We start from the raw sequence: 19,290 nt of genomic DNA on the forward strand, positions 1-19,290 counted from the left end.
TTATGGGAATGTTTGGTACAAAAACGGCAGTTTCGGCGCTTTGCCTAACAGTGTTTGGTTTTATCGGGGCAGGTGCCGAGCCGTTGGCTTTCCCGGAGGCGCTCGGTTTTGGCGCGCAGGTCACGGGTGGCCGCGGCGGTACCGTGTATCACGTGACGAACCTGAACGATGACGGTGCGGGTTCTTTCCGCGACGCGGTGAGCCAGGGCAACCGCATTGTGGTCTTTGACGTGGGTGGCATTATCAACATCAAGACGGCGGTTTCCATCAAGAGCAACATTACCATCGCGGGGCAGACGGCTCCGGGCGAGGGAATCGCCATTCACGGCGGCAAGCTCAGTACCGGCAAGCAGAGCAACATCATCATCCGCTATTTGCGAATCCGTCCGGGCGAAAATACCGCCTCCGAAAAGGACGATGCGCTCAACCTTTACGATTCCAAGAACGTAATCGTGGACCACTGCTCGGTGGAACTGGCTCCGTGGAACAACTTCGGCGGTTCCTCGGACAACGCAAGCTACCGCGTTACGGGCATTACGGTGCAGAACTCGCTGATTGCAAACCCCATCGGGCAGCAGTTTGGGGCGCACATCGAATCGGTGGATGGCACTTGGGCTTGGTACTACAACGCCTTCGTGAACACGCACAACCGAAACCCGCTTGACAAGATTAACGACGTGTTCGTGAACAACATCCTCTACAACTTCGAGGCGGGCTACACGACGCATACGAGCACGCACTTCAATCACGACATCGTGAACAATTACTTTGTCTATGGTCCGAAGGGGAGTAACCCGTGGTTCCAGGTGGACAAGAACCAGAGTATCTACGCGAGCGGCAACATGATCGATACGGACCGCGACGGAAAACTGAACGGCGGGCCTTCGAGTATTTACTACTATCAGGGCGTGGGCGAGGAACTTGCAAAACCCTGGAGCGAACTTACGACATCGGGCCCGATGCTCAGTGCCGCAAGTGCGTGGCGCTACGTGACGTCGCAGAGCGGCGTGCTTCCGTACGACGACATCGATTCGCTGGTGTGGTACCAGGTGAATACGCTTGGAACGGCCGGTGCGCTCGTGAAGAGCGTGGGCGCGATGGGGCTCAAGACCAATAACGGCTGGGGAGAGGTGATTGCGGGGAAGACCGCGACCGATTCCGACAAGGACGGCATGCCGGATTACTTCGAAGAAGCGATGGGTTATGACAAGTCGAAAGATGACGCGATGACCAAGGAAAGCGATGGCTACGTGCGTATCGAGAAGTATATCAACTGGCTGGGTGCCATGCACGCGACGGCTGCGGGCGGGAAGTCCCTCGATTTTGACCTGCGCACGATTACGCGCGGGTTCAAGGATGTATCGCCGACCTACAGCGTCTCTGCTGCAGAAAACGGAACCGTAGAACTTGCGGGTGACGGCTATACGGCAAGGTTTGCGCCCAAGGCGAATTTCAGCGGGCTTGCTTCGTTCAAGTATACCGTGAAGGGCAACGACAATACGGAATATACGGGCCGCGTCGAGGTGCTTGTGGAAAAATCTGCCGGCGCGGGCACGGATACTTCGACTGTGCAGCCGCAGGACACGACTGCGCGCGATACCTCCGCGACCGACACGACGTCTATTGTCGCGGGTGATTCTACGGCGACGGATTCGACAACCCTTATTCGCGATATTCGCCGGACTCGCCCTGCCGAAATGCGCGGGACTGTGCATAAAAATTACCGCGACCTGAAGGGACGTCGCTTCGACAGGCAGATCCCTTACAGGGTAATGTTCTAGAAATTCGCTTTTTCTGCCAGATTTGGCGCACGCTGGGAAAAAATCACGCTTTTTTGCGTTGCTGGCGGATTGCCCGGTCCGCGATAACGGCCACTTTTTTATCTTTTGGGCGAAAAAGGGCGCAGGGAAATCCCCCGCGTTGCAATTTCGCGTTTTAAACAAGCAATCGACCCGCGGGCTGCCCGCCAAGGCTTTGCTCCGGGTCACAAAAACGAAGGATATATGGCAAATCGTGTTGTAATCGGCTCCCAGTGGGGCGATGAAGGTAAGGCGAAGGTTGTTGATTTCTTGACGCTCGATGCGGATATCATCGTGCGCTTCCAGGGCGGCGCGAATGCGGGCCACACCGTCGAGGTGGGCGACCAGAAGTTCGTGTTCCACCTGATTCCCTCGGGCATCATGCACCAGGACAAGATTTGCGTCATCGGTAACGGTGTCGTGCTCGACCCCATCCAGACGCTTGCCGAGATTGCCGACCTCCACACGAAGGGAATCAACCCGGAAGGCCGCCTGTTCATTGCGAACAATGCCCACGTGGTGCTCCCGTACCACTCCACGCTCGACAAGGCGAAGGAAAAGAAGGCGGGCAAGGCTGCCATCGGCACGACGGGCCGCGGCATTGGCCCCTGCTACAGCGACAAGGTGAACCGCATCGGCGTCCGCGTGGGTGACCTCATGGACGAACGCGAACTGCGCCCCCGCGTCGAGGCGATGGCGAAGGTCCACAACGAAGAATTTACCGTGATGTACGATGTCCCGGCGATTGACCCCGAAGTGGTCATCAAGGACTACCTCGAACTCGGCCAGAAGATCAAGCCGTTCGTGACCGACGTGAGCGAGATGCTCTACAAGGCCGTGAAGGCCGGCAAGCGCCTTGTGTTCGAAGGTGCCCAGGGCACCATCCTCGACGTGGACCAGGGTACCTACCCGTTCGTGACCTCCAGCAATACGGTCGCGGGCTACGCGAGCTGCGGTGCGGGCGTCGGACCTACGGCCCTGGACGAAGTCTGGGGCGTGGTGAAGGCGTACACGACCCGCGTGGGTAACGGCCCCTTCCCGACGGAACTTCTGGACGAGACGGGCGACACGCTCCGCAAGATCGGTAACGAATATGGCGCCACCACGGGCCGCAACCGCCGTTGCGGCTGGTTCGACGCCCCGGTCGTCCGCAAGGCGGCCGTCGTGAACGGCCTCACGCACCTCGCCATCACCAAGCTCGACGTGCTCGACACCTTCGACACGGTGAAAATCTGCACCCACTACGAATGCGACGGCGAAAAGCTCGACTTTATCCCGAACCAGCTCTCGAAGGTGGGCCGCTGCACTCCGGTGTACGAGGAAATGCCCGGCTGGAAGTGCGACACGACCAAGTGCCGCAGTTACGACGAGCTCCCGGAAAACGCAAAAAAATATTTGCAGAAAATGGCTGAGCTTGTTGACGTAAAAATTGGTATGATGTCTATTGGCGCTAAGCGCGACCAGAGTATCGTAATCGATAAGGGCCTCGCGAAGGGGTTGGGTCTGTAACTAGAAACAGGAGAATCGCACATGGTGGACTCTACAATTCTTGGACTGCTGAAGGGCGTTGAACTCTTCTCGGAGTTGAGCGAAGAACAGATCGGGATGCTTGCCAATCTGGTGGTGTCCCAGAATTTCAACCGCGACGAGACGGTTGTGCTTGAGGGCGACGATTCGGTGCAGGCCCTGTACCTCATTGCGTCGGGCTCGGTGCAGGTCTACATGACCGGCGTCGATGGTCGCGAAACGATCCTCAGCTTCCTTGAACGCGGTGACTTCTTCGGCGAAATGTCGCTCATCGACGGCGAACCGAGGTCTGCCTCGGTGCGCACCGTGACCGACGCGCAGTTGCTCATCATCCACCGTGAATCCTTCCTGCAGCTTATCCGCCAGTCCCCCGAGATTGCGATGGGCCTCCTGAGTGAACTCAGCAAGCGCCTCCGCAAGGCGAACCGCCAGATCGGGTCGCTCTCCACGATGTCTGTTAGCGGGCGCGTGGCCGGCACTCTCCTGAACCTCATGGAAGAACGCGGCGTGCGTATCCATACCGACAACGGCAACATGGTGACGGTCATCCACAACCGCCCGACCCAGCAGCAGCTGGCTGACATGTCGGGTACTACCCGCGAGACCGTGAGCCGCATCTGCTCCCTGTTGGTGAAGACGAACGCGATTGCCATGACCGGCAAGGACATCGTCATCTTCGACGAAAGCGCCTTGCAGGAAAAGGCTACGAAGGGCTAGTGGTTGGCGGCGCGTTGCAGCCGCCTATTGACCTGTGACTAATGACCGCTGTATGAATAAACTAAAATCCATTATAAACAAGTTGTTGACCTGGTTCAAGACGTCGCCTATCGTGAAGGCGGTAATAGTCTGGATTGTGGGCCTGGCCGTGCTCGCCTTTGTTGTCGACAAGATTGCGTTGCCTATATTCTCCGGGCATTTCGCAAAGACGGGCATAGTGCCGAACCTGGAAGGGCTTGAGGCCTCTGCAGTGGAAAAGGCGCTCGACTCCGCCGGATTCAAGTACGAATGGCTCGAGGAGGGCCGCTACAGCGCACAGGTGCCTGCGGGCATGGTGCTCGTGCAGATGCCTGCCGCGGGCCGTACCGCAAAGCTCGGCCGCACGGTAAAGCTCACCAGGAGCCTCGGCGTGCGCGAGGTGGAAATTCCCGACCTGCGCGGCAAGAGCCAGAAGCAGGCCGAAATCTCGCTTACCCGTGCCGGCCTCGTGCAGGGCGAAATCGTGAAGGGCGCCCATGCGAGTATCCCCCGCGGGGTAGTTATCCGCACGGAACCGATGGCGGGTAACAAGGTCCGTATGGGCGATACGGTGAAGGTCGTTATTTCTGCGGGTGTAACCACCGGCAAGGTGATGCTTCCTTCGTTCGAAGGCGAAATAATGGATAACGTTTACCCGAAACTCGAAAAGCTCGGGTTCCGCGTGGGTAAGATCAAGCGCGTGAAGGGCGAAAACGGCGAGATGTCGGGCACGGTCCTCGAGACCGCTCCGAAGGAAGGCGACTACCTGAAGCCCGACACGAAAATCGATTTCGTCATTGTGGACTAAACTATGAATTTTTTTGCCAAGCTGCTTGCCGTACTTGCTTGTACTGCGTTCGCCCTTGTGGCGTGCAGCTCGGCTCCCGTGAAAAAAACGGATAGTGATGCTCCGGCGGCGCCTGCTGCGGCTGCCCCGCAGGAATACAAGGGCAATCTCGATACGGCGCATGCCGCGTTTATCGCCGCGATGGACATGGAACTCCGCGGGCTTGACCGCGAGTCCGACTCGCTGTGGATTCTTGCGTGGCAGTACGACCCCCAGAACCGCTACCTTGCCTTCAAGGTGGCGCAGAAACTGCTTGCCCACGGCGCGGACTCGCTTGCGGTCGGCATTGCGGTAAAGGCGAATTCCCTGAAGGGGAAGGTGACTGCATCGCAGCTCGAGACGATGGCGCGCGTGTATCTGGTGGCAGGCATTGCCGATTCCGCCCGCAAGTACTTTGTGGCCGCCCTCGATTCCTCGAAGAACCAGGACATGAAGCTGCTGTACGACTACAGCCTCTTTTTGGAAGCAGTGCAGGACAAGGAAGAACTGGTTCGCGTGTACGACCGGCTGCTCCCGCAGGCGAACTACATCCAGTCGCTTTTCAACAGGCAGGTAAAGCTGCTCGCCGAACTGGGGCGGGATTCCGCTGTCGTGGAACTCTTCATGAACGCGTACGACGCTACGGGCGACAGGGAATACCTGGCGAAGGGCATGCATGCGCTGGTGCTGCAGAAGCGTTTTGTCGAGGCGCGCGCGATTGCCGATACCATTACGGGTTCGACCGAATCCGATGCGATGATGATCGAGCTTGCTCTCCTCACTTTTGTCGATGGCCCGCGTGAACCTGTACTCAAGTTCCTCAAGAAGAAGTATTACGACGATGGCGTTCGCGTGCCGGAACTCATTTACCACCTGGGGCTCAACGAGTACATGCTGGGCGAGACTGACAGCGCGAAGGTCCATTTGGACAGTGTCCACCTGAAGCTGGTGCGCGATCCTTCTTACGGGGCACAGGCTTGCAGGACCCTTTCGGCAATCGCTTTTAGTCGCGGGCAGAACAAGGAAGGCGTGCGTTATGCGGAACAGGCGGATTCCCTGCTGCAGGGCGAAGGGAAGGTGTTCCTTGCGCTTGCGCTCGGTACGGCGAAGGAATTTGACAAGGCGTATGCGCTGCTGGATTCGATGCTCGGCGTGTGGAGCAAGTGGACCCCGCTCGAGGCGGTCGTGGATTCCGCGCAACTGAACAAGCTGATGGCCGCCGCGAAGGTAAAGTACCGCAGGTTCCAGCGTGCCTATGCCGACGTGCTTATGTTACAGGCGCGCGATCTCGAAGGCAAGACCGTGTTTACGGATTTCTTCAAAAATCTCACTGCGGGCAAGCCGAAGGAATCCCTGAAGGATTCCCTGAACCGTGCCGCTGCACGCGAGGCGCGCACGAAGGCGCATCTCTTCTGGGAAAGTATTCTGGCCGAAGAACCCGACGATGCCGCGCTCCGCTTTACGATGGCCCGCAACCTCGAACGTCTCGGCCGCATAGACGAGATGTTTGCGATGTTCGAGGCTATCCTCAAGTCGCCTCAGCTGCAAAAGCTCGACTACCCCGAGGTGGCAAACTACTACGGCTATACGCTCATTAACTTGAACCGCAACAAGGCCGAGGTGGAATACGGCTATTCGCTCGTACTCAAGGCGCTCGACGCGATAAAGGGCGACAAGCCCGATGCGATTATAGATTCCAAGGCCTGGGGGCTCTACCGCTTGGGCCGCTTCCAGGAAGCGCTCGAGGTGATTTTGCAGGTCAATCCCGAAAAGTTCAAGGACGATGACGAGTACTTGGAACATTTGGCCGCGATACAGGATGCCGCAGGCAAGAAGACCGAGGCGGCGGAAACATACCGCAGGCTCCTGAAACTCAAGCCCAGACACCCGGCGGCGCTCGAATTCCTGAAGGGCAAGAAGTAGTATTCATGTGTTCGTTTGTCTTAAATCGCACTGCTTTTGTGAACCGCATTGCGCTCGCTGTGCTTTGTGCCGTGACCGTGTGGATTGCGGGGTGTGCGTCGTCGAAACCCGCAGTGGAACCGACTGCGGCGAAGTGCGTGGCCGGTGCAACAGATGCCGGCGCAGTAGATGGCGCGGCAAGTGCGGCAAATGCAGGTGTGGCGTGTGCGCCCGAAGCGCCGAAGCCTGATAGCCTCCGCGCGAAGATGGCGATTACCCTCGTGGACCAGAACGGCAAGGAACAGAACCTGGACGCGGTACTGTTCTCGGTACCCGGGAAGCGCTACCGCATGGAACTCACGGGCCCGATGGGGATAGGCGTCGCCTCGCTCCTGTGGCAGGAGGAAGGCTGGACCATGACCTTCCCGACGGAGAAACTCTACATGAAGGGCGCGGGCTACATGGTGGGGCTTTTCGGTGAACCTTCCATCCCGACGGTGAACATTCACCAGGTGGCCTCGCTATTCAAGGGAACGCTCCTGCCCGAGGGCTACGAGGAGGTTGAACCGCCTGGCGACTCCACGCGGGTGGAGGGCGTTACCTATGCCCGCGAGAAGACGGGACGCTCGTTTACGTTCGCGAAGGAAGGCCAGCACGTGGCGTGGCTCTCGCGTATGGGCGGTGACGGCAAGCCTGAAACCATCCGCTATTTTGACTTCAGGGAGTTCGAGGGCGTGGAGATGCCCGAAAGAATCGTGTTCGAGCGCGGCGGCGCGAAGTATCTCGAAATCCGCGTGAAGAAGGTGGCCCGCGGGAAATCGTTTAGCCCCGGGACCTGGCGCCTTACCGTTCCCAGAAGTTACAAGGCCGTCGGGGAATAACTTTTCAGGCCCTATTTTTTGTAAATTGTAACCATGAAGTTTAATGCGACCCTATTTGCATTGTTTTTGGGTGTACTCGCTTTTGCGCCGAACTCGTTCGCCGTAGATACTCTTGAAGTGTTTGCGCTGCGTATCCAGTTCCAGGAAGAGAAGAACGACAACTCGCTTACGACGGGCACGGGCGTTTTCGATTCCGACAAGAAGGAGAAGGACGCCTACAGCCTCGACCCTCCGGGCCGCAGGGGTACGGCATCGTACTGGCTCAAGCATTTTGAATTCGCGAACAACTACTTCAATGCAGTGAGCGGCGGGAACCTGGTGGTAAAGGCCCGCGTGTTCCCTGACCCCTCCACGGGTTCTACCGTCTATACGCTGGCCAAGCCGATTATCGACTACAACCGCACGAGCAAGAAGAAGGGCGAAAAGACTGCCGAGTACGACGAGGCCCGCAGTCGCGACTACCTCACGTTCATTTACGACGCCATTGCCGCTGCCGCCGCAGATTCCTCGGAGGCGGGGCCGTTCCGCATTCCGGTTTCGGAGAACCCGAACGTGAAGCGCGCCTACATGATTATACATGCGGGCGCGAGCCGCCTGGTGGATGGCGGGAGCATGGGCACGAAGGGTGCGGACACTCCGGGCGACTTTATGGACATCTACATTGCCGGCGACGACTGGCAATACCTGCTGGCCGATTCCGCGAAGAGCAAGGCCGCAGAACCGATTATCGGGCTTACGAGCGTCGGTGATACCGCGACGATGGGTATCCGCATTCCGGGCGGGAAGGTCGATACGCTCCGTTCGGTGATGGTGCTGAGCGAGACCGCCTCGCAGGATGGCCTCAACTGGGGCGTGAACGGGATTCTGGTGAACCAGCTTGCACGCGAGATCGGGCTCCCGAACACCTACGACGTGGTGAAGGGAATAAGCCGCCTCGGCTATTACGACGTGATGGACTTTGCGGGTTACAACGCGGGCAACGGATTCATGCCCTCGATGCCTGCCGCGTGGGAACGCGCCTACATGGGCTGGTCGCAGGTGAAGGAAGTGCGCCCGGTGGCAGGGAAACCCGTGACGGTGGATATTGCCGCGGCAGGTACGGGCAAGGGCACCGAAATCGTGAAGGTGCCGCTCAGCGCGAGCGAGTACTTGCTTATCGAAAATCGCCAGCGCAGCTGGAGCGATGACGGTACGGTGAACGTGATTCTCGGGACGACGGACGATGACGTGGATACCACCTGGCGCACGGTGCCGGTGGATAGCCTGAGCCTCGTGTTCGAGGACAGCGTGTGCGTGAAGAACAAGGACGGCGCCTGCGTGGATGGCAAGTTCACCGTAAACAAGAAGAAGGCGAAGGGCCTTATCGTTGGCCTGAGCAGCTACGATGCGGGGCTGCCGGCGAGCGGCATCGTGGTGTGGCGCGTGAACGACTGGTACCTGCGCGAGACCTTGCAGTACGGCATCGCGAACTTCTGGGGCGGCGACACCCTGCGCGACCACCAGTTCGGAATCGCGATGGTGGAATCCGACGGCGTTCTCTCTATCGGGAAGACGTTCAAGAACGCGCTAGGCGAGGATACATACGACTACGGAAGCGGTACGGACCTGTTGCCGCACTTGCGCTACTCCGAAAAGAAGAAATTCGATACGGTGAAGGCGATCGGGCCCTCGGGCTACGCGAACACGATGACCACCATGGGTGGCTATACCGGCGTGAAGATTACGGTGAACGTGCCGAAGGATGCCCGCGAGGAAAAGACCGCGAACGCATTCATGGGCGACAGCGTGGTGAACTTTGCGGCACAGACAATCAGTGTGACGATAAGCATTGACGACGGGAGCATCGAGGGCGGTAAGTTCCCGCGCGAGATTGGCCTGAATTCGGCGGTGCGCGGCGCGGTGTTCGTGAATGATCCTGAAAATGAGGGCGAGAAGATTCTCGTGGTGGGTGCGGAAGACGGAACGCTGCAGGTCTTTAATGCTTTGGGCGATACGCTGTTCGTTGCCGATACCGCGATTGTGCAGAAGCCGCTGACCCGCGACGGCGCCGAGCGCGAAGTGCCGCTGTACCGCGTGGGCGCAAGCTACGGCCCGCTGGTGGGCATGGCCAGCGACGGCAAGGACGTTTACAGCCTGCATAAGGAGCACTTCGTGAGAACATCTTTCAAGGGTGGGCTCCCGACCGTCGATGCACAAAGGATGACGGGTGCGGTTGCCGGCCCGGTTATTGTGGATGACCGCATTTGGGTACTTCGTGAGGACGCTGTCGATCATGCGGTGCTGTCAGATGGAGAACTCAAATGGCAAGACGCTGCCCCTGCTTGGAAGGAACCTGGATTTGTTTCGGAAGACATGGCGTATTGCCCGCACAAGGATGGCGTGGATTTCCTTGTGGTTGCCGGCTCGGGTGGAGAAATCCTCCGTGTTGCTGTACCCACGGGCATGGCAATGAGCAGGTCCGAAATCGTCTCGAAGCAGAAGGGTGAAACCTTCCGTGTTGCTTGTGCGGACATTGATAGGGATGGTGAGAATGAACCTGTAATTGTGGGCAGCCGCGGGACCGTAGCCGCCTTCAAGATGGAAGACAGAATCAAGACTGTATGGACAAAAAGCTACAAGCGCGGCGCCGGTGGCACAAGTGGCCTGAAGGATGAAACTTCCGGCATTGCGCTGGGTGATATCAACGGCGACGGCTACCCCGAAATCGTGTTCCTGGGCGACAACCTCGTGTATGCGCTCGACCGCTCGGGTCTCCCGATTGCTGGTTTCCCGGTGAAGATTTCCCGCGGTACGCCGGTTACGGGATTCATGAGCGACCCGCTCCTTGTGGACGTTACCGGCGACGACATTCCCGAGATTCTTGTCCCGAGCAGCGACGGCCTCGTGTATGCGTACACAGGCAAGGGCACGGAAGTGAAGGACCAGTTCCCGCTGGCCGCAGGAAGCTTTGAATACCAGGATACGCTTGGGACAATCTACCCGATGAGCATATTTGTCGCGGATGCGGTTCCGGGAAAGAAGTCCGCGGGGCCTGAACTTTACGCATTGCACCGCAACAGCCTCTCCGCTTTCCGCCTGCGCAAGGCGAACGGGTCGGCTGCGGAATCGCATGCGGCATGGGCTCTCCCCGCGGGTGGCAACGAGCGCACGGGTTACTTTGATGCCAGCAGGCTCGGCGACGTGGAGAAGATGGAAGAGAAGGACGAGATAAGCGAGTTCTTCGTGTTCCCGAACCCGGTACGCGGAGGTGTCGCGAAGGCGCGTTTCGAGATTGGCGCGCAGGCGAAGGAAGCGACCCTCGAGTTCTACGATATTACGGGCCTTTGCGTGTTCAAGCAGAAGATGGAAGAACCTGCGCAGGGCCGCAACCAGTTCGAAAATCTCGACCTGAAGAAGCTCGGTTCCGCCGTCTATACGGTGAAACTCAAGGTGAAGTTCAAGAGCGGGAAGACGAAGCAGAAACTCTACCGCGTGGGTGTAATCAAATGACCCGCGGAAATTTATACAAACTAACGCTTGCAAGCGTGGCTATCTCGTTCCTGCTCATGTTCTCTGCCTGCACGGCAAGCGGCGAACCCGAAGAGATTGCCCCGACGGCCCCGAAGTCCGATTCGGGAACGGCGAGTTCTTCTTCTGGCACTGAATCTTCCAGTAGTGAATCCGGGAATGGCGGGGAACGCGATTCTTCTATCTACAATCTTCTGCGTTGGGTTGAATTCCAGGGCGGGAAGGCGAAGGTCAATTCTGCCGAGTTCTCTTTCAGTGCGTATTCCGTTTCGGCGACGGAAGTGACGCAGGCGGCATATGCAGAGGCGATGGGCGGCATGCCTGACCAGCCAAAGGATGCCCCCGAGAACCCCGTGGTGAATGTTTCCTGGTTCGATGCGGTACTCTTTTGCAATGAACTTTCCAAGAGCATGGGGCTCGATACGGCCTACGTCTATTCTTCCGTGGGCGACAAGAATTACCTGCAGGCTCTCGAAATCGATTACGGGGTGGAAGCATTCCGTCTTGCCACAGAAATCGAGTGGGAAATCGCTGCGCATGGCGGTACGAATACGATGTTCTACTGGGGTACGGACAAGGCCTCGGACTACGTGTATTACGGACAAACTTCTGGCCCCACGAGGGTAGGGAGCTATCCGCCGAATCCTTACGGCCTGTACGACATGGCGGGTAACGTCGCCGAATGGGTAAACGACTGGTACGGCGCATTCCCGACGAAGGCCATGGACAATTACACGGGTGCCACTTCGGGTACGGCTCGCGTGGTGCGCGGTGGCGGCTGGAGCGACCCCATCAAGGACTGCGCTCCGGATGTCCGCGAAAAGAAGGACCCGCTCTATACGGCTCCGACGCTTGGGTTCCGCGTGGTTTATTCCCGCGGACTGCTCTAATTTTGTTAGATTATAGCCCATGAAAAGGATTGTGCTTGCGACCCTTTGTATGGGTCTATTTTTGGCTGGTTGCTCCAAGGAAGAACCGGCTCCGCTCCCCGAATTGCCGAAGGTGGAAATCCCAGAGACTCTCGTGGGCCTCTATTCGGGCAGACTCCCCTGTGAAAACTGCAAGGCCCGCGGCGTTCGCATGGAACTTGCCGAAGACAGCACGCTGCTCTTTGTGCAGACTCTCATGACCGATACGGTGAAGGTCGATTCGCTCAGAGGCAAGTACTCGTTTGGCGACGGGAAGGTTTCCGTGGTGCTCGATGACGGGCTTCGCCTGAACTTTGCGGTCGACAAGTATGGTGCGCTCTCGATGCTTACCGGTGCCGGTACAGTCTACCTCGACGAGAACGGCATGAAGGCCGACCTTATAAAGATTATTACTGCACCCAAGAAAAAGGAAGGAGAAGTAAAATGAAGGCAAGGACGCTGATTGTTGACGACGAACCGCTCGCCCGCGTGCGCATGCGTTCGCTCCTGGAAAAGTATTCCGAGGACCTCGAGATTATCGACGAGGCAGGCTCGGGCGCCCAGGCGATTTCGAAGATAAACGAGCTCACTCCGGACGTGGTGTTTCTCGATATCCAGATGCCCGACATGGATGCCTTCGAGGTGCTGAAGAACGTGGACGAGGACGTGATGCCGCTCATCGTGTTCACTACCGCGTACGAGAACTTTGCACTCCGCGCCTACGAGGAGAATACGGTGGATTACTTGCTGAAGCCGGTAGACCCCGAACGCCTCGAGGCGACGATGGAAAAGTTGCGCAAGCGCCTGCCCGATATCGAGGCGACGAACCAGATGCCCGCGGATTTCTCGTGGGAAAAGTTCCGCTCCCTCATGGCGATGGGCGACCAGTACCTGCAGCGCATCCAGGTGAAGATCGGTGACCGTATCTTGCTTGTGAACGTGGACGAGATTATTCGCTTCCACAGCGAGGAGAAGTACACGACCGTCTATACGCCGACGAACCAGTACATCATAGACACTCCGCTCGTGGATCTCGAGAAGAAGCTCGACCCGCGCCAGTTCGTGCGTGTGCACCGTGCACATCTCGTGGCCATCGACTACATCGCCGAAATCCGCAAGTCGGACATGAGCCGCCTGAATGTGGTGCTGCGCGACAAGGACCGCACGCAGATTCTGGTGAGCCGCAACTTCGTGAAGTCCGTACGCAATCTCTAGTGAATTATGGAACAGAATCCGAATAAGTTCTCGATAAAGAAATTCCTGAAGTCGCTCGCGCGCGAGATAATCGTGCCTATTGTGCTTGCGCTCGTGGTAATCCAGTACGTGATTCAGGCGTTCCAGATCCCGAGCGGGTCCATGGAAGACACCTTGCATACCGGCGACTTTCTGCTGGGGCTCAAGTTCACCTACGGTTCCCCGATTCCGTTTACCAACAAGCACTTCCCTGGGTATGCCGAACCCAAGCCCGGCGACGTGGTGATTTTCCGTTACCCGGGGGAGCCGGAATACCCCGACAACAATCCCGCACGCTACACGCACCTGTTCAACGCGCTGATGTTCGGGAACTTCTACTGGGACCACGAACCCGAGGCGGGGCAGCCGCACCTGGTGCACTTCGCGGACGGCCCGAAGGACTACATCAAGCGTTGCGTCGCCGTGCATGGCGATACCGTTGCCGTACACGAGGGAAGGCTCTACATCAATGGAGTCAGGCAGGATACGATTCCCGGACGTGGCAAGTGGACCGAGACGTACCGCAGCAAGTCCCCGCGTGACGAGCGCGAGACCTTCGTGATTCCGAGTGTGGGTGACGAGTTCGTGCTGGATTCGCTCCCGCTCGAGAAACTCTGGTGGATGCGTTCCATAATCCTGCAGGAAAATCCGGATAGCCACGTGGAACTGGAACTTACGCTGTTGAAGGACGGTGTGGAGGACAACAACTTCGAGTTTACCGACTTCAAGGTGCCGGTGGAAAATGATCGCGGCATGCTCTTGAATGCGATGTTCACGCGCAACAGGACCGTAATCCAGCACAGGCTTACGCAGGGCGATACGGTGAGCGGCGCGATGAGTTTCTCGTACTTCCGCGAACTTGCACGCATCGGCTTTTTGCCGCTGTTCGACCCGCACGCGAAAGGCGGGTTTACGCGCCAGGTGAGCTATGTGGGGCTGGAAGGCTCGATACTGCGTGACCTCGAGGGCAATGTCGCGATGTACAGTTCCCCTGCGGTTGTTGTTGCGGATTCCGCTGTGGCACAGGACAGCGCCGGCAGGGATACGCTTGCTTCTGGCAGCGTGTTTGCGGAACCGAATACGCTCCCGCGTCTCGAGATTCGCCGCAAGCTCACGATTGACGGGAAGGAGATTGACCGCTATACGGTGAAGACTCCGCTGTTCTTTATGATGGGCGACAACCGCGACAATTCCGCCGATAGCCGTTACTGGGGCTTTGTGAACCTGAGGAATATCCGCGCGAAGGCTTCCGTCATCTACTTCTCCTTCGAGAACGACGACCAGGCGTTCAGCCTGGGGAATCCGTTCACCTGGTGGCGCATTCCCTTCCGTATCCGCTGGTCCCGCATTGGCAAGGTAATCCCGCTTATCGAGCGTTAAGGAATAGCCTGATGAAGAAGAGCCGCCCCGCATACGTCTACGCCCTTGCATTGGTGCTTGCATGCATCGGCTTTTGGGCGTGCGCGACGCAGGTGGCGCCGGGCGGCGGGCCCGAAGACAAGTTGCCTCCCCGCATTGCGGCGGTTTACCCGGCCCCGAATACGACGAACCATCCCGAAGAACTCTACGTGAAGCTGGAATTTGACGAGTGGGTGAACGCGTCTATCCCGCGCAGCGCCGTATCGATTTCTCCGCCTATCGAGGGAAAGATGAAGTTCGAGGTGAGCGGGAAGACGGTGGTGCTCACTTCGCGTGCCACGCTCGATACGGGAACGACGTACACGGTTACGTTCGCGAGCGGCATCAAGGACCTGCACGGCAACGCGCTTGCAAAGCCGTTCAACGTGGTGTTTTCTACGGGCGACCATATCGACTCGCTCACTCTTTCGGGCCGCGTGCTGGTGAACGATTCCATGACGCGCAAGAAGACTTACCCGAGCATAGGGCTGTTCCTGATGGGCGCGGAACGCGAGGGCCGCAGGTACCTGGAAAAGTACCGCGATACGGCGACGAAGGTGCTCGATACGCTCCCGCTGCTCACGAAGGAGCCCCCGCTGTTCATGACGCGCGCGGATAGCGTGGGCAGCTTTACGCTTACGGGGCTCAAGCCGGGCCGTTACCGCGTGGTGGCGTTCGTGGACGTGAACGGTAACCAGAAAATCGAGCCTGCGCAGGAACTCGCGGGCGTGTGGGTGAAGGACCTCGAACTGACCGAGGAAACGAAGGATACGCTCTGGGTGGCGCTTGCCGACCAGGATACGTCCCTCCTGGAACTGGAATCGGTGAGCCAGCCTTTTGCGCATGTGCTCGAGGCGAACTTCTCGAGGCCGGTGTTCTTTGATTCCGCGTTCGCTGATACCGCGAACTGTACGCTGACTTACCCCGACGGCAGTACGGTGCACCCGAGGTACGTGTATATGGGGGCCTCGAGCAACAAGCCTCAGTTCTACTTCGATTCTATCCCCGCTCCCGAGCTTACGTACAAGTTTGCCTGTAAGTACGCGAAGGATTCTCTTTCCCGTAAGCTCGATACCCTGCGTGACGAGGTGGAATGGAACTGGGTGGAGAAGGCGAGCGATACGCTTGACCCGGTGGTTGCGAAGACTTCGCTCCGTTCGATGACAAAGTCCGCCTTCCCGGGCGATACGCTCGTGGTGGCCTACAACAAGCCGCTCGATTCGCTCAAGGAAACGTTCCATGTGGCGATAAACAAGGATACGGTGAAGGTCAACATGAAGCGCCTCGATGCCATCCGGTTCATGGCGGTGCCTGCCGAGCCCTGGCCGACCGATGCCGCGGTGGATTTCTTGATGGGTTACATGGACACGACGCTCGCGAAGGCGGATAGCAACGGCGTGCGCGATACGGTTATAGAACTCAAGTACAAGAAGTTGGTGCGCTTTGAAACCGTTCCGAAGATCAAGCTTGCGTCGCTCAAGGGCACGCTCAAGAATGCGAACCCGGGCGTGACGGTGCGACTCGCCTCTGTCGATACCAAGAAGTACTTCTACACGAAGTGCGACCACGGCGGAAAATTCGCGTTCGACAACCTGATGGAAGGCAAGTATTTTATTGACTACTACTATGCGGAAGAGGGCAGGCTTACGCCCGATGGCGGCTCCCTTTCTCCGTTCCGTTACGGAAAGCCCTGGCGTGCGCCTACCGATACGGTGCATGTGGCGAACGGCGAGAACGATATTGCAAAACTTTTGCCGGACATGCCGGCGCTTCCCTGATTTTGTGAGGCTTAGATGATGGAAAAGATTCCTGCGTTTGTTGCGGTTGACCTGGAAACCACCGGTCTTGAATTCGAGAAGGACGAAATTATCGAGGTGGCGCTTGTCCGCTTCGAGAACGGCGCTCCTGTCGAGAACGTGGATTACCTGGTGCGCCCTTCGTCTGCAAAACTGCGCCCGTTCATCGAGAGCCTCACGGGAATTTCGAACGAGGATATCGCGGGTGCCGAGGAATTTGCGGGCATTGCCGGAAAGGTTTCCGCCTTCATTGGCGACATGCCGCTCGTGGCGCACAACGCGGCGTTCGATTCCCGTTTTTTGAAGAGTGCGATGGAAAAGGTGGGTATCCCGCTGGATAATCCCGTGTGGGATTCGCTTACCTTGTCTAGAATTGCCTACCAGGATGTTCCCAACCACAGGCTCGATACGCTCACGCAGGTGCTGAACATCGAGCGCAGCCGCGCCCACCGCGCACTCCCCGATGCGGATGCGTGCGGCAAGCTGTTCGTGATGGCGTACGAGAAAATTCGCGCTCTCGACCCGTGGCTCGTGGGCGCCCTTACCCGCATTGCGGCGCATACCGACTGGGAAAAACTTTTCGGTACGGCTCCCGAGGGTGAACTTGCCGAACCCGCACTTGCATTGCGCGCAGGCGATGCCCCCGCGGGTGCTGTCGTCGCCTCGAAGGCTCCGCGCGTGGACGCCTTCTTCAAGGAGGGCGGGCTCCTCTCGAAGACGGTGGAAAACTTCAAGGCCCGCCCCAACCAGCAGGAATTCGCCTCGTGCGTGGAACGTAACCTGTACAAGGGCGGCATCTGCGTGCTCGAGGCGCCGACGGGTTCGGGCAAGTCGCTTGCGTACCTTGTGGCGGCGGCGAACAAGGCTGTCGCGGGTGAACGCGTGGTGCTGAGCACCGCGACGCATGCCCTGCAGGAACAGCTCATCGGGCACGATATCCCGCAGATTGCCCCGCTGTACGATGGCAAGCTGAAGGCGTGCGTGCTCAAGGGCCGCGACAACTACCTGTGCGTGCGCAAGCTGATGGAAATTTTGAACGCCCCCTCGACGCTCCTTTCGGCGGAAGAGCGCGATTCCTTCATGGCGCTCCTCCCGTGGGCGGTAACTACCGGGAAGGGCGATATCGGGGAATGCAACTCGTTCAGCTGTGCGCGCAATCGCGTGCTGTGGTCCAAGCTTGCGAGCACGGCCGCGTCGTGCCTGGGCGAAAAGTGCAAGTACCATGCGGTATGCCCCGCCCTCAGGGCGAAGCGCGAGGCGGTGGCCTCGAACCTGCTGCTGGTGAACCACTCGCTGTTCCTTGCCGACCTCGCTCTCGATTTTGCGCTGCTCCCCGCGTACGAACACGTGGTATTCGACGAGGCGCACCGCCTGCCCGAACTCAGCAACCAGAGCTTTGGCCGTCACGTGTCGTTTTTCCGGTTCAGGAACGTGGCGAAGACGCTCGTGCCCCCGAAGGGCGTGCCCGGCGGGCTCCTTGCCGAAATCGAGAAGCGCATCCCTGCCGAGAACGATGCGGCGCATGCCGAATGCACGCAACTCGCCGCCGATATCGGCGAAGCCGAAAAGGCGCTCCACCGCTTCTTCATGAAGATAGGCAAGAAGCTTTCGAAGCAGAAGGTGGGGAAGGGCGAACTTATCTACAGGAACGGAATTGCGGCGGATTTCGAGGCCGACCCGAAGAACGTGCTCGACCAGTTCGAACTCGCGAAGTCCCGCGCGAATTCCCTCGCGGAAATGCTTGCGGGTGTCGCCGGCCTGGATGGCCTCCTGAGGGATTTCTCGGGCCGCATGGAAGAACTCTCGCGTTTCGCTTCCGATTTCGAGTTCCTCGTGAAGGCGGGTCGCGATGGCTGGGTGTTCTACATGGAAGAACCCTTCAACCCGCACACCATCAAGATTCACGCCGTACCGCTCCGTTCCGGCGATATCTGGAAAGAGAAATTCTACCCGTGGGTAAAGTCCGCGACGTTCACCTCGGCGACGCTTGCCGTGCAGGGTGACCTCTCGTACTACGCCGGGCGCATGGGCATGTCGGAACTCGAGACGAAGCGCCCGTTCCTCAAGGCGTTCGGCGAGGTGTTCGCAAGCGACGAACGCCGCACCGTGCAGGTGGCGCGCTACCTGCCGAAGCCCTCGACTCCCGAATTCGGCGACGCGCTGAACGAGACGCTCGTGCAGGTGCTCCCCGATGTGGAAGAGAACACGATGGTGCTGTTCACGAGCATCTCTGCGATGATGAAGGCGCAGGCGGCTCTCGCTCCCGTGTTTGCCGCGAAGGGCAAGCTCTTGCTGTGCCAGCATGTGGACGGCGCGCTCGACGGCCTCATTGCGATGTTCCGCAAGTCGCGCGGCGCGTGCCTTCTCGGGTGCCAGAGCCTGTGGGAAGGTGTCGACTTCCCGGGCGATGCGCTCAAGTTGCTCGTCGTGACGAAACTCCCGTTCCCGAACCCCTCCGACCCGCTGGTGGCGGGCATTTCCGCCGACCTGAAGGCGAAGGGCGAGAACGTGTTCAAGAGCTACTACATACCCGAGGCGTACATGGAACTGCGTCAGGGACTGGGCAGGCTCCTGCGCACGGAAAACGATAGTGGCAAGGTGCTCATTCTCGACAACCGCGTGGTGACCGAGGCGTACGGCAAGACGTTCGCGCGCATCTGGAACATGAAGCATGTTACCGCGAACAGTGTCGACGACGTGAAGAAGTTTGTTTCTTGACACTTCTCCCGCGTTCGTTTAGACATCCCGGATAAAATTTTTCTAAATTTGCGTCCCCAT

At 58.6% G+C, this 19,290-nt stretch carries 13 protein-coding genes; all 13 read left to right on the forward strand.

What is annotated here, in order from left to right; genetic code table 11:
* The first annotated feature begins 2 nt into the window (after positions 1-2).
* Positions 3-1,781 carry an Ig-like domain-containing protein gene (locus tag BUA44_RS01150; RefSeq protein ID WP_072807732.1) on the forward strand — a complete coding sequence of 593 codons (1,779 nt, stop codon included), beginning with the start codon at positions 3-5 and terminating at the stop codon, positions 1,779-1,781.
* Positions 1,782-2,003: 222 nt separating this feature from the next.
* Positions 2,004-3,308 (forward strand): adenylosuccinate synthase, encoded by a 1,305-nt coding sequence (locus BUA44_RS01160; protein WP_072807734.1) that lies wholly within the window; start codon positions 2,004-2,006, stop codon positions 3,306-3,308.
* A gap of 21 nt (positions 3,309-3,329) precedes the next feature.
* On the forward strand, positions 3,330-4,043 hold the full coding sequence (locus tag BUA44_RS01165; protein ID WP_254794645.1) for a Crp/Fnr family transcriptional regulator: 714 nt from the start codon (positions 3,330-3,332) through the stop codon (positions 4,041-4,043).
* A gap of 52 nt (positions 4,044-4,095) precedes the next feature.
* Entirely contained in the window at positions 4,096-4,869 is a 774-nt protein-coding gene (locus BUA44_RS01170) for a PASTA domain-containing protein (RefSeq protein ID WP_083579413.1), read from the forward strand.
* Positions 4,870-4,872: 3 nt separating this feature from the next.
* Positions 4,873-6,810, forward strand: coding sequence for a tetratricopeptide repeat protein (locus tag BUA44_RS01175; protein WP_072807736.1), 1,938 nt, complete (start codon positions 4,873-4,875; stop codon positions 6,808-6,810).
* A 38-nt stretch (positions 6,811-6,848) separates the two neighbouring features.
* Entirely contained in the window at positions 6,849-7,670 is an 822-nt protein-coding gene (locus BUA44_RS01180) for a hypothetical protein (protein WP_143151811.1), read from the forward strand.
* 33 nt (positions 7,671-7,703) lie between these two features.
* Positions 7,704-11,159, forward strand: a complete 3,456-nt coding sequence (locus BUA44_RS01185; protein WP_072807738.1) for a hypothetical protein — start codon at positions 7,704-7,706, stop codon at positions 11,157-11,159.
* Complete coding sequence (locus BUA44_RS01190) at positions 11,156-12,067, forward strand: formylglycine-generating enzyme family protein (protein WP_072807739.1); 912 nt, start codon at positions 11,156-11,158, stop codon at positions 12,065-12,067. The genes BUA44_RS01185 and BUA44_RS01190 overlap by 4 nt, the downstream gene beginning before the upstream one ends.
* A 19-nt stretch (positions 12,068-12,086) precedes the next feature.
* Positions 12,087-12,533, forward strand: a complete 447-nt coding sequence (locus BUA44_RS01195; RefSeq protein WP_072807740.1) for a copper resistance protein NlpE N-terminal domain-containing protein — start codon at positions 12,087-12,089, stop codon at positions 12,531-12,533.
* The gene (locus BUA44_RS01200; RefSeq protein ID WP_072807741.1) at positions 12,530-13,300 is read left to right on the forward strand and encodes a LytR/AlgR family response regulator transcription factor; all 771 of its coding nucleotides are present in this window, start codon (positions 12,530-12,532) and stop codon (positions 13,298-13,300) included. Before BUA44_RS01195 ends, BUA44_RS01200 begins: the two co-directional genes overlap by 4 nt.
* A gap of 6 nt (positions 13,301-13,306) precedes the next feature.
* The gene (gene lepB, locus BUA44_RS01205; RefSeq protein WP_072807742.1) at positions 13,307-14,698 is read left to right on the forward strand and encodes a signal peptidase I; all 1,392 of its coding nucleotides are present in this window, start codon (positions 13,307-13,309) and stop codon (positions 14,696-14,698) included.
* Between the two features lie 11 nt (positions 14,699-14,709).
* Positions 14,710-16,494 carry an Ig-like domain-containing domain gene (locus BUA44_RS01210; RefSeq protein WP_072807743.1) on the forward strand — a complete coding sequence of 595 codons (1,785 nt, stop codon included), beginning with the start codon at positions 14,710-14,712 and terminating at the stop codon, positions 16,492-16,494.
* 15 nt (positions 16,495-16,509) lie between these two features.
* Entirely contained in the window at positions 16,510-19,230 is a 2,721-nt protein-coding gene (locus tag BUA44_RS01215) for a helicase C-terminal domain-containing protein (protein WP_255370414.1), read from the forward strand.
* Positions 19,231-19,290 lie beyond the last annotated feature (60 nt).

It is taken from the genome of Fibrobacter sp. UWR3, from assembly GCF_900143055.1.
Classification (GTDB): domain Bacteria; phylum Fibrobacterota; class Fibrobacteria; order Fibrobacterales; family Fibrobacteraceae; genus Fibrobacter.

What these genes read in the sequence shown, in the direction of transcription:
- BUA44_RS01185 (WP_072807738.1), top strand. Translation starts at nt 7,704, where the DNA reads ATGAAGTTTAATGCGACCCTATTTGCATTGTTTTTGGGTGTACTCGCT.
- BUA44_RS01175 (WP_072807736.1), top strand. Translation starts at nt 4,873, where the DNA reads ATGAATTTTTTTGCCAAGCTGCTTGCCGTACTTGCTTGTACTGCGTTC.
- BUA44_RS01210 (WP_072807743.1), top strand. Translation starts at nt 14,710, where the DNA reads ATGAAGAAGAGCCGCCCCGCATACGTCTACGCCCTTGCATTGGTGCTT.
- BUA44_RS01200 (WP_072807741.1), top strand. Translation starts at nt 12,530, where the DNA reads ATGAAGGCAAGGACGCTGATTGTTGACGACGAACCGCTCGCCCGCGTG.
- BUA44_RS01190 (WP_072807739.1), top strand. Translation starts at nt 11,156, where the DNA reads ATGACCCGCGGAAATTTATACAAACTAACGCTTGCAAGCGTGGCTATC.
- BUA44_RS01150 (WP_072807732.1), top strand. Translation starts at nt 3, where the DNA reads ATGGGAATGTTTGGTACAAAAACGGCAGTTTCGGCGCTTTGCCTAACA.
- BUA44_RS01195 (WP_072807740.1), top strand. Translation starts at nt 12,087, where the DNA reads ATGAAAAGGATTGTGCTTGCGACCCTTTGTATGGGTCTATTTTTGGCT.
- lepB (WP_072807742.1), top strand. Translation starts at nt 13,307, where the DNA reads ATGGAACAGAATCCGAATAAGTTCTCGATAAAGAAATTCCTGAAGTCG.
- BUA44_RS01215 (WP_255370414.1), top strand. Translation starts at nt 16,510, where the DNA reads ATGATGGAAAAGATTCCTGCGTTTGTTGCGGTTGACCTGGAAACCACC.
- BUA44_RS01165 (WP_254794645.1), top strand. Translation starts at nt 3,330, where the DNA reads ATGGTGGACTCTACAATTCTTGGACTGCTGAAGGGCGTTGAACTCTTC.
- BUA44_RS01160 (WP_072807734.1), top strand. Translation starts at nt 2,004, where the DNA reads ATGGCAAATCGTGTTGTAATCGGCTCCCAGTGGGGCGATGAAGGTAAG.
- BUA44_RS01170 (WP_083579413.1), top strand. Translation starts at nt 4,096, where the DNA reads ATGAATAAACTAAAATCCATTATAAACAAGTTGTTGACCTGGTTCAAG.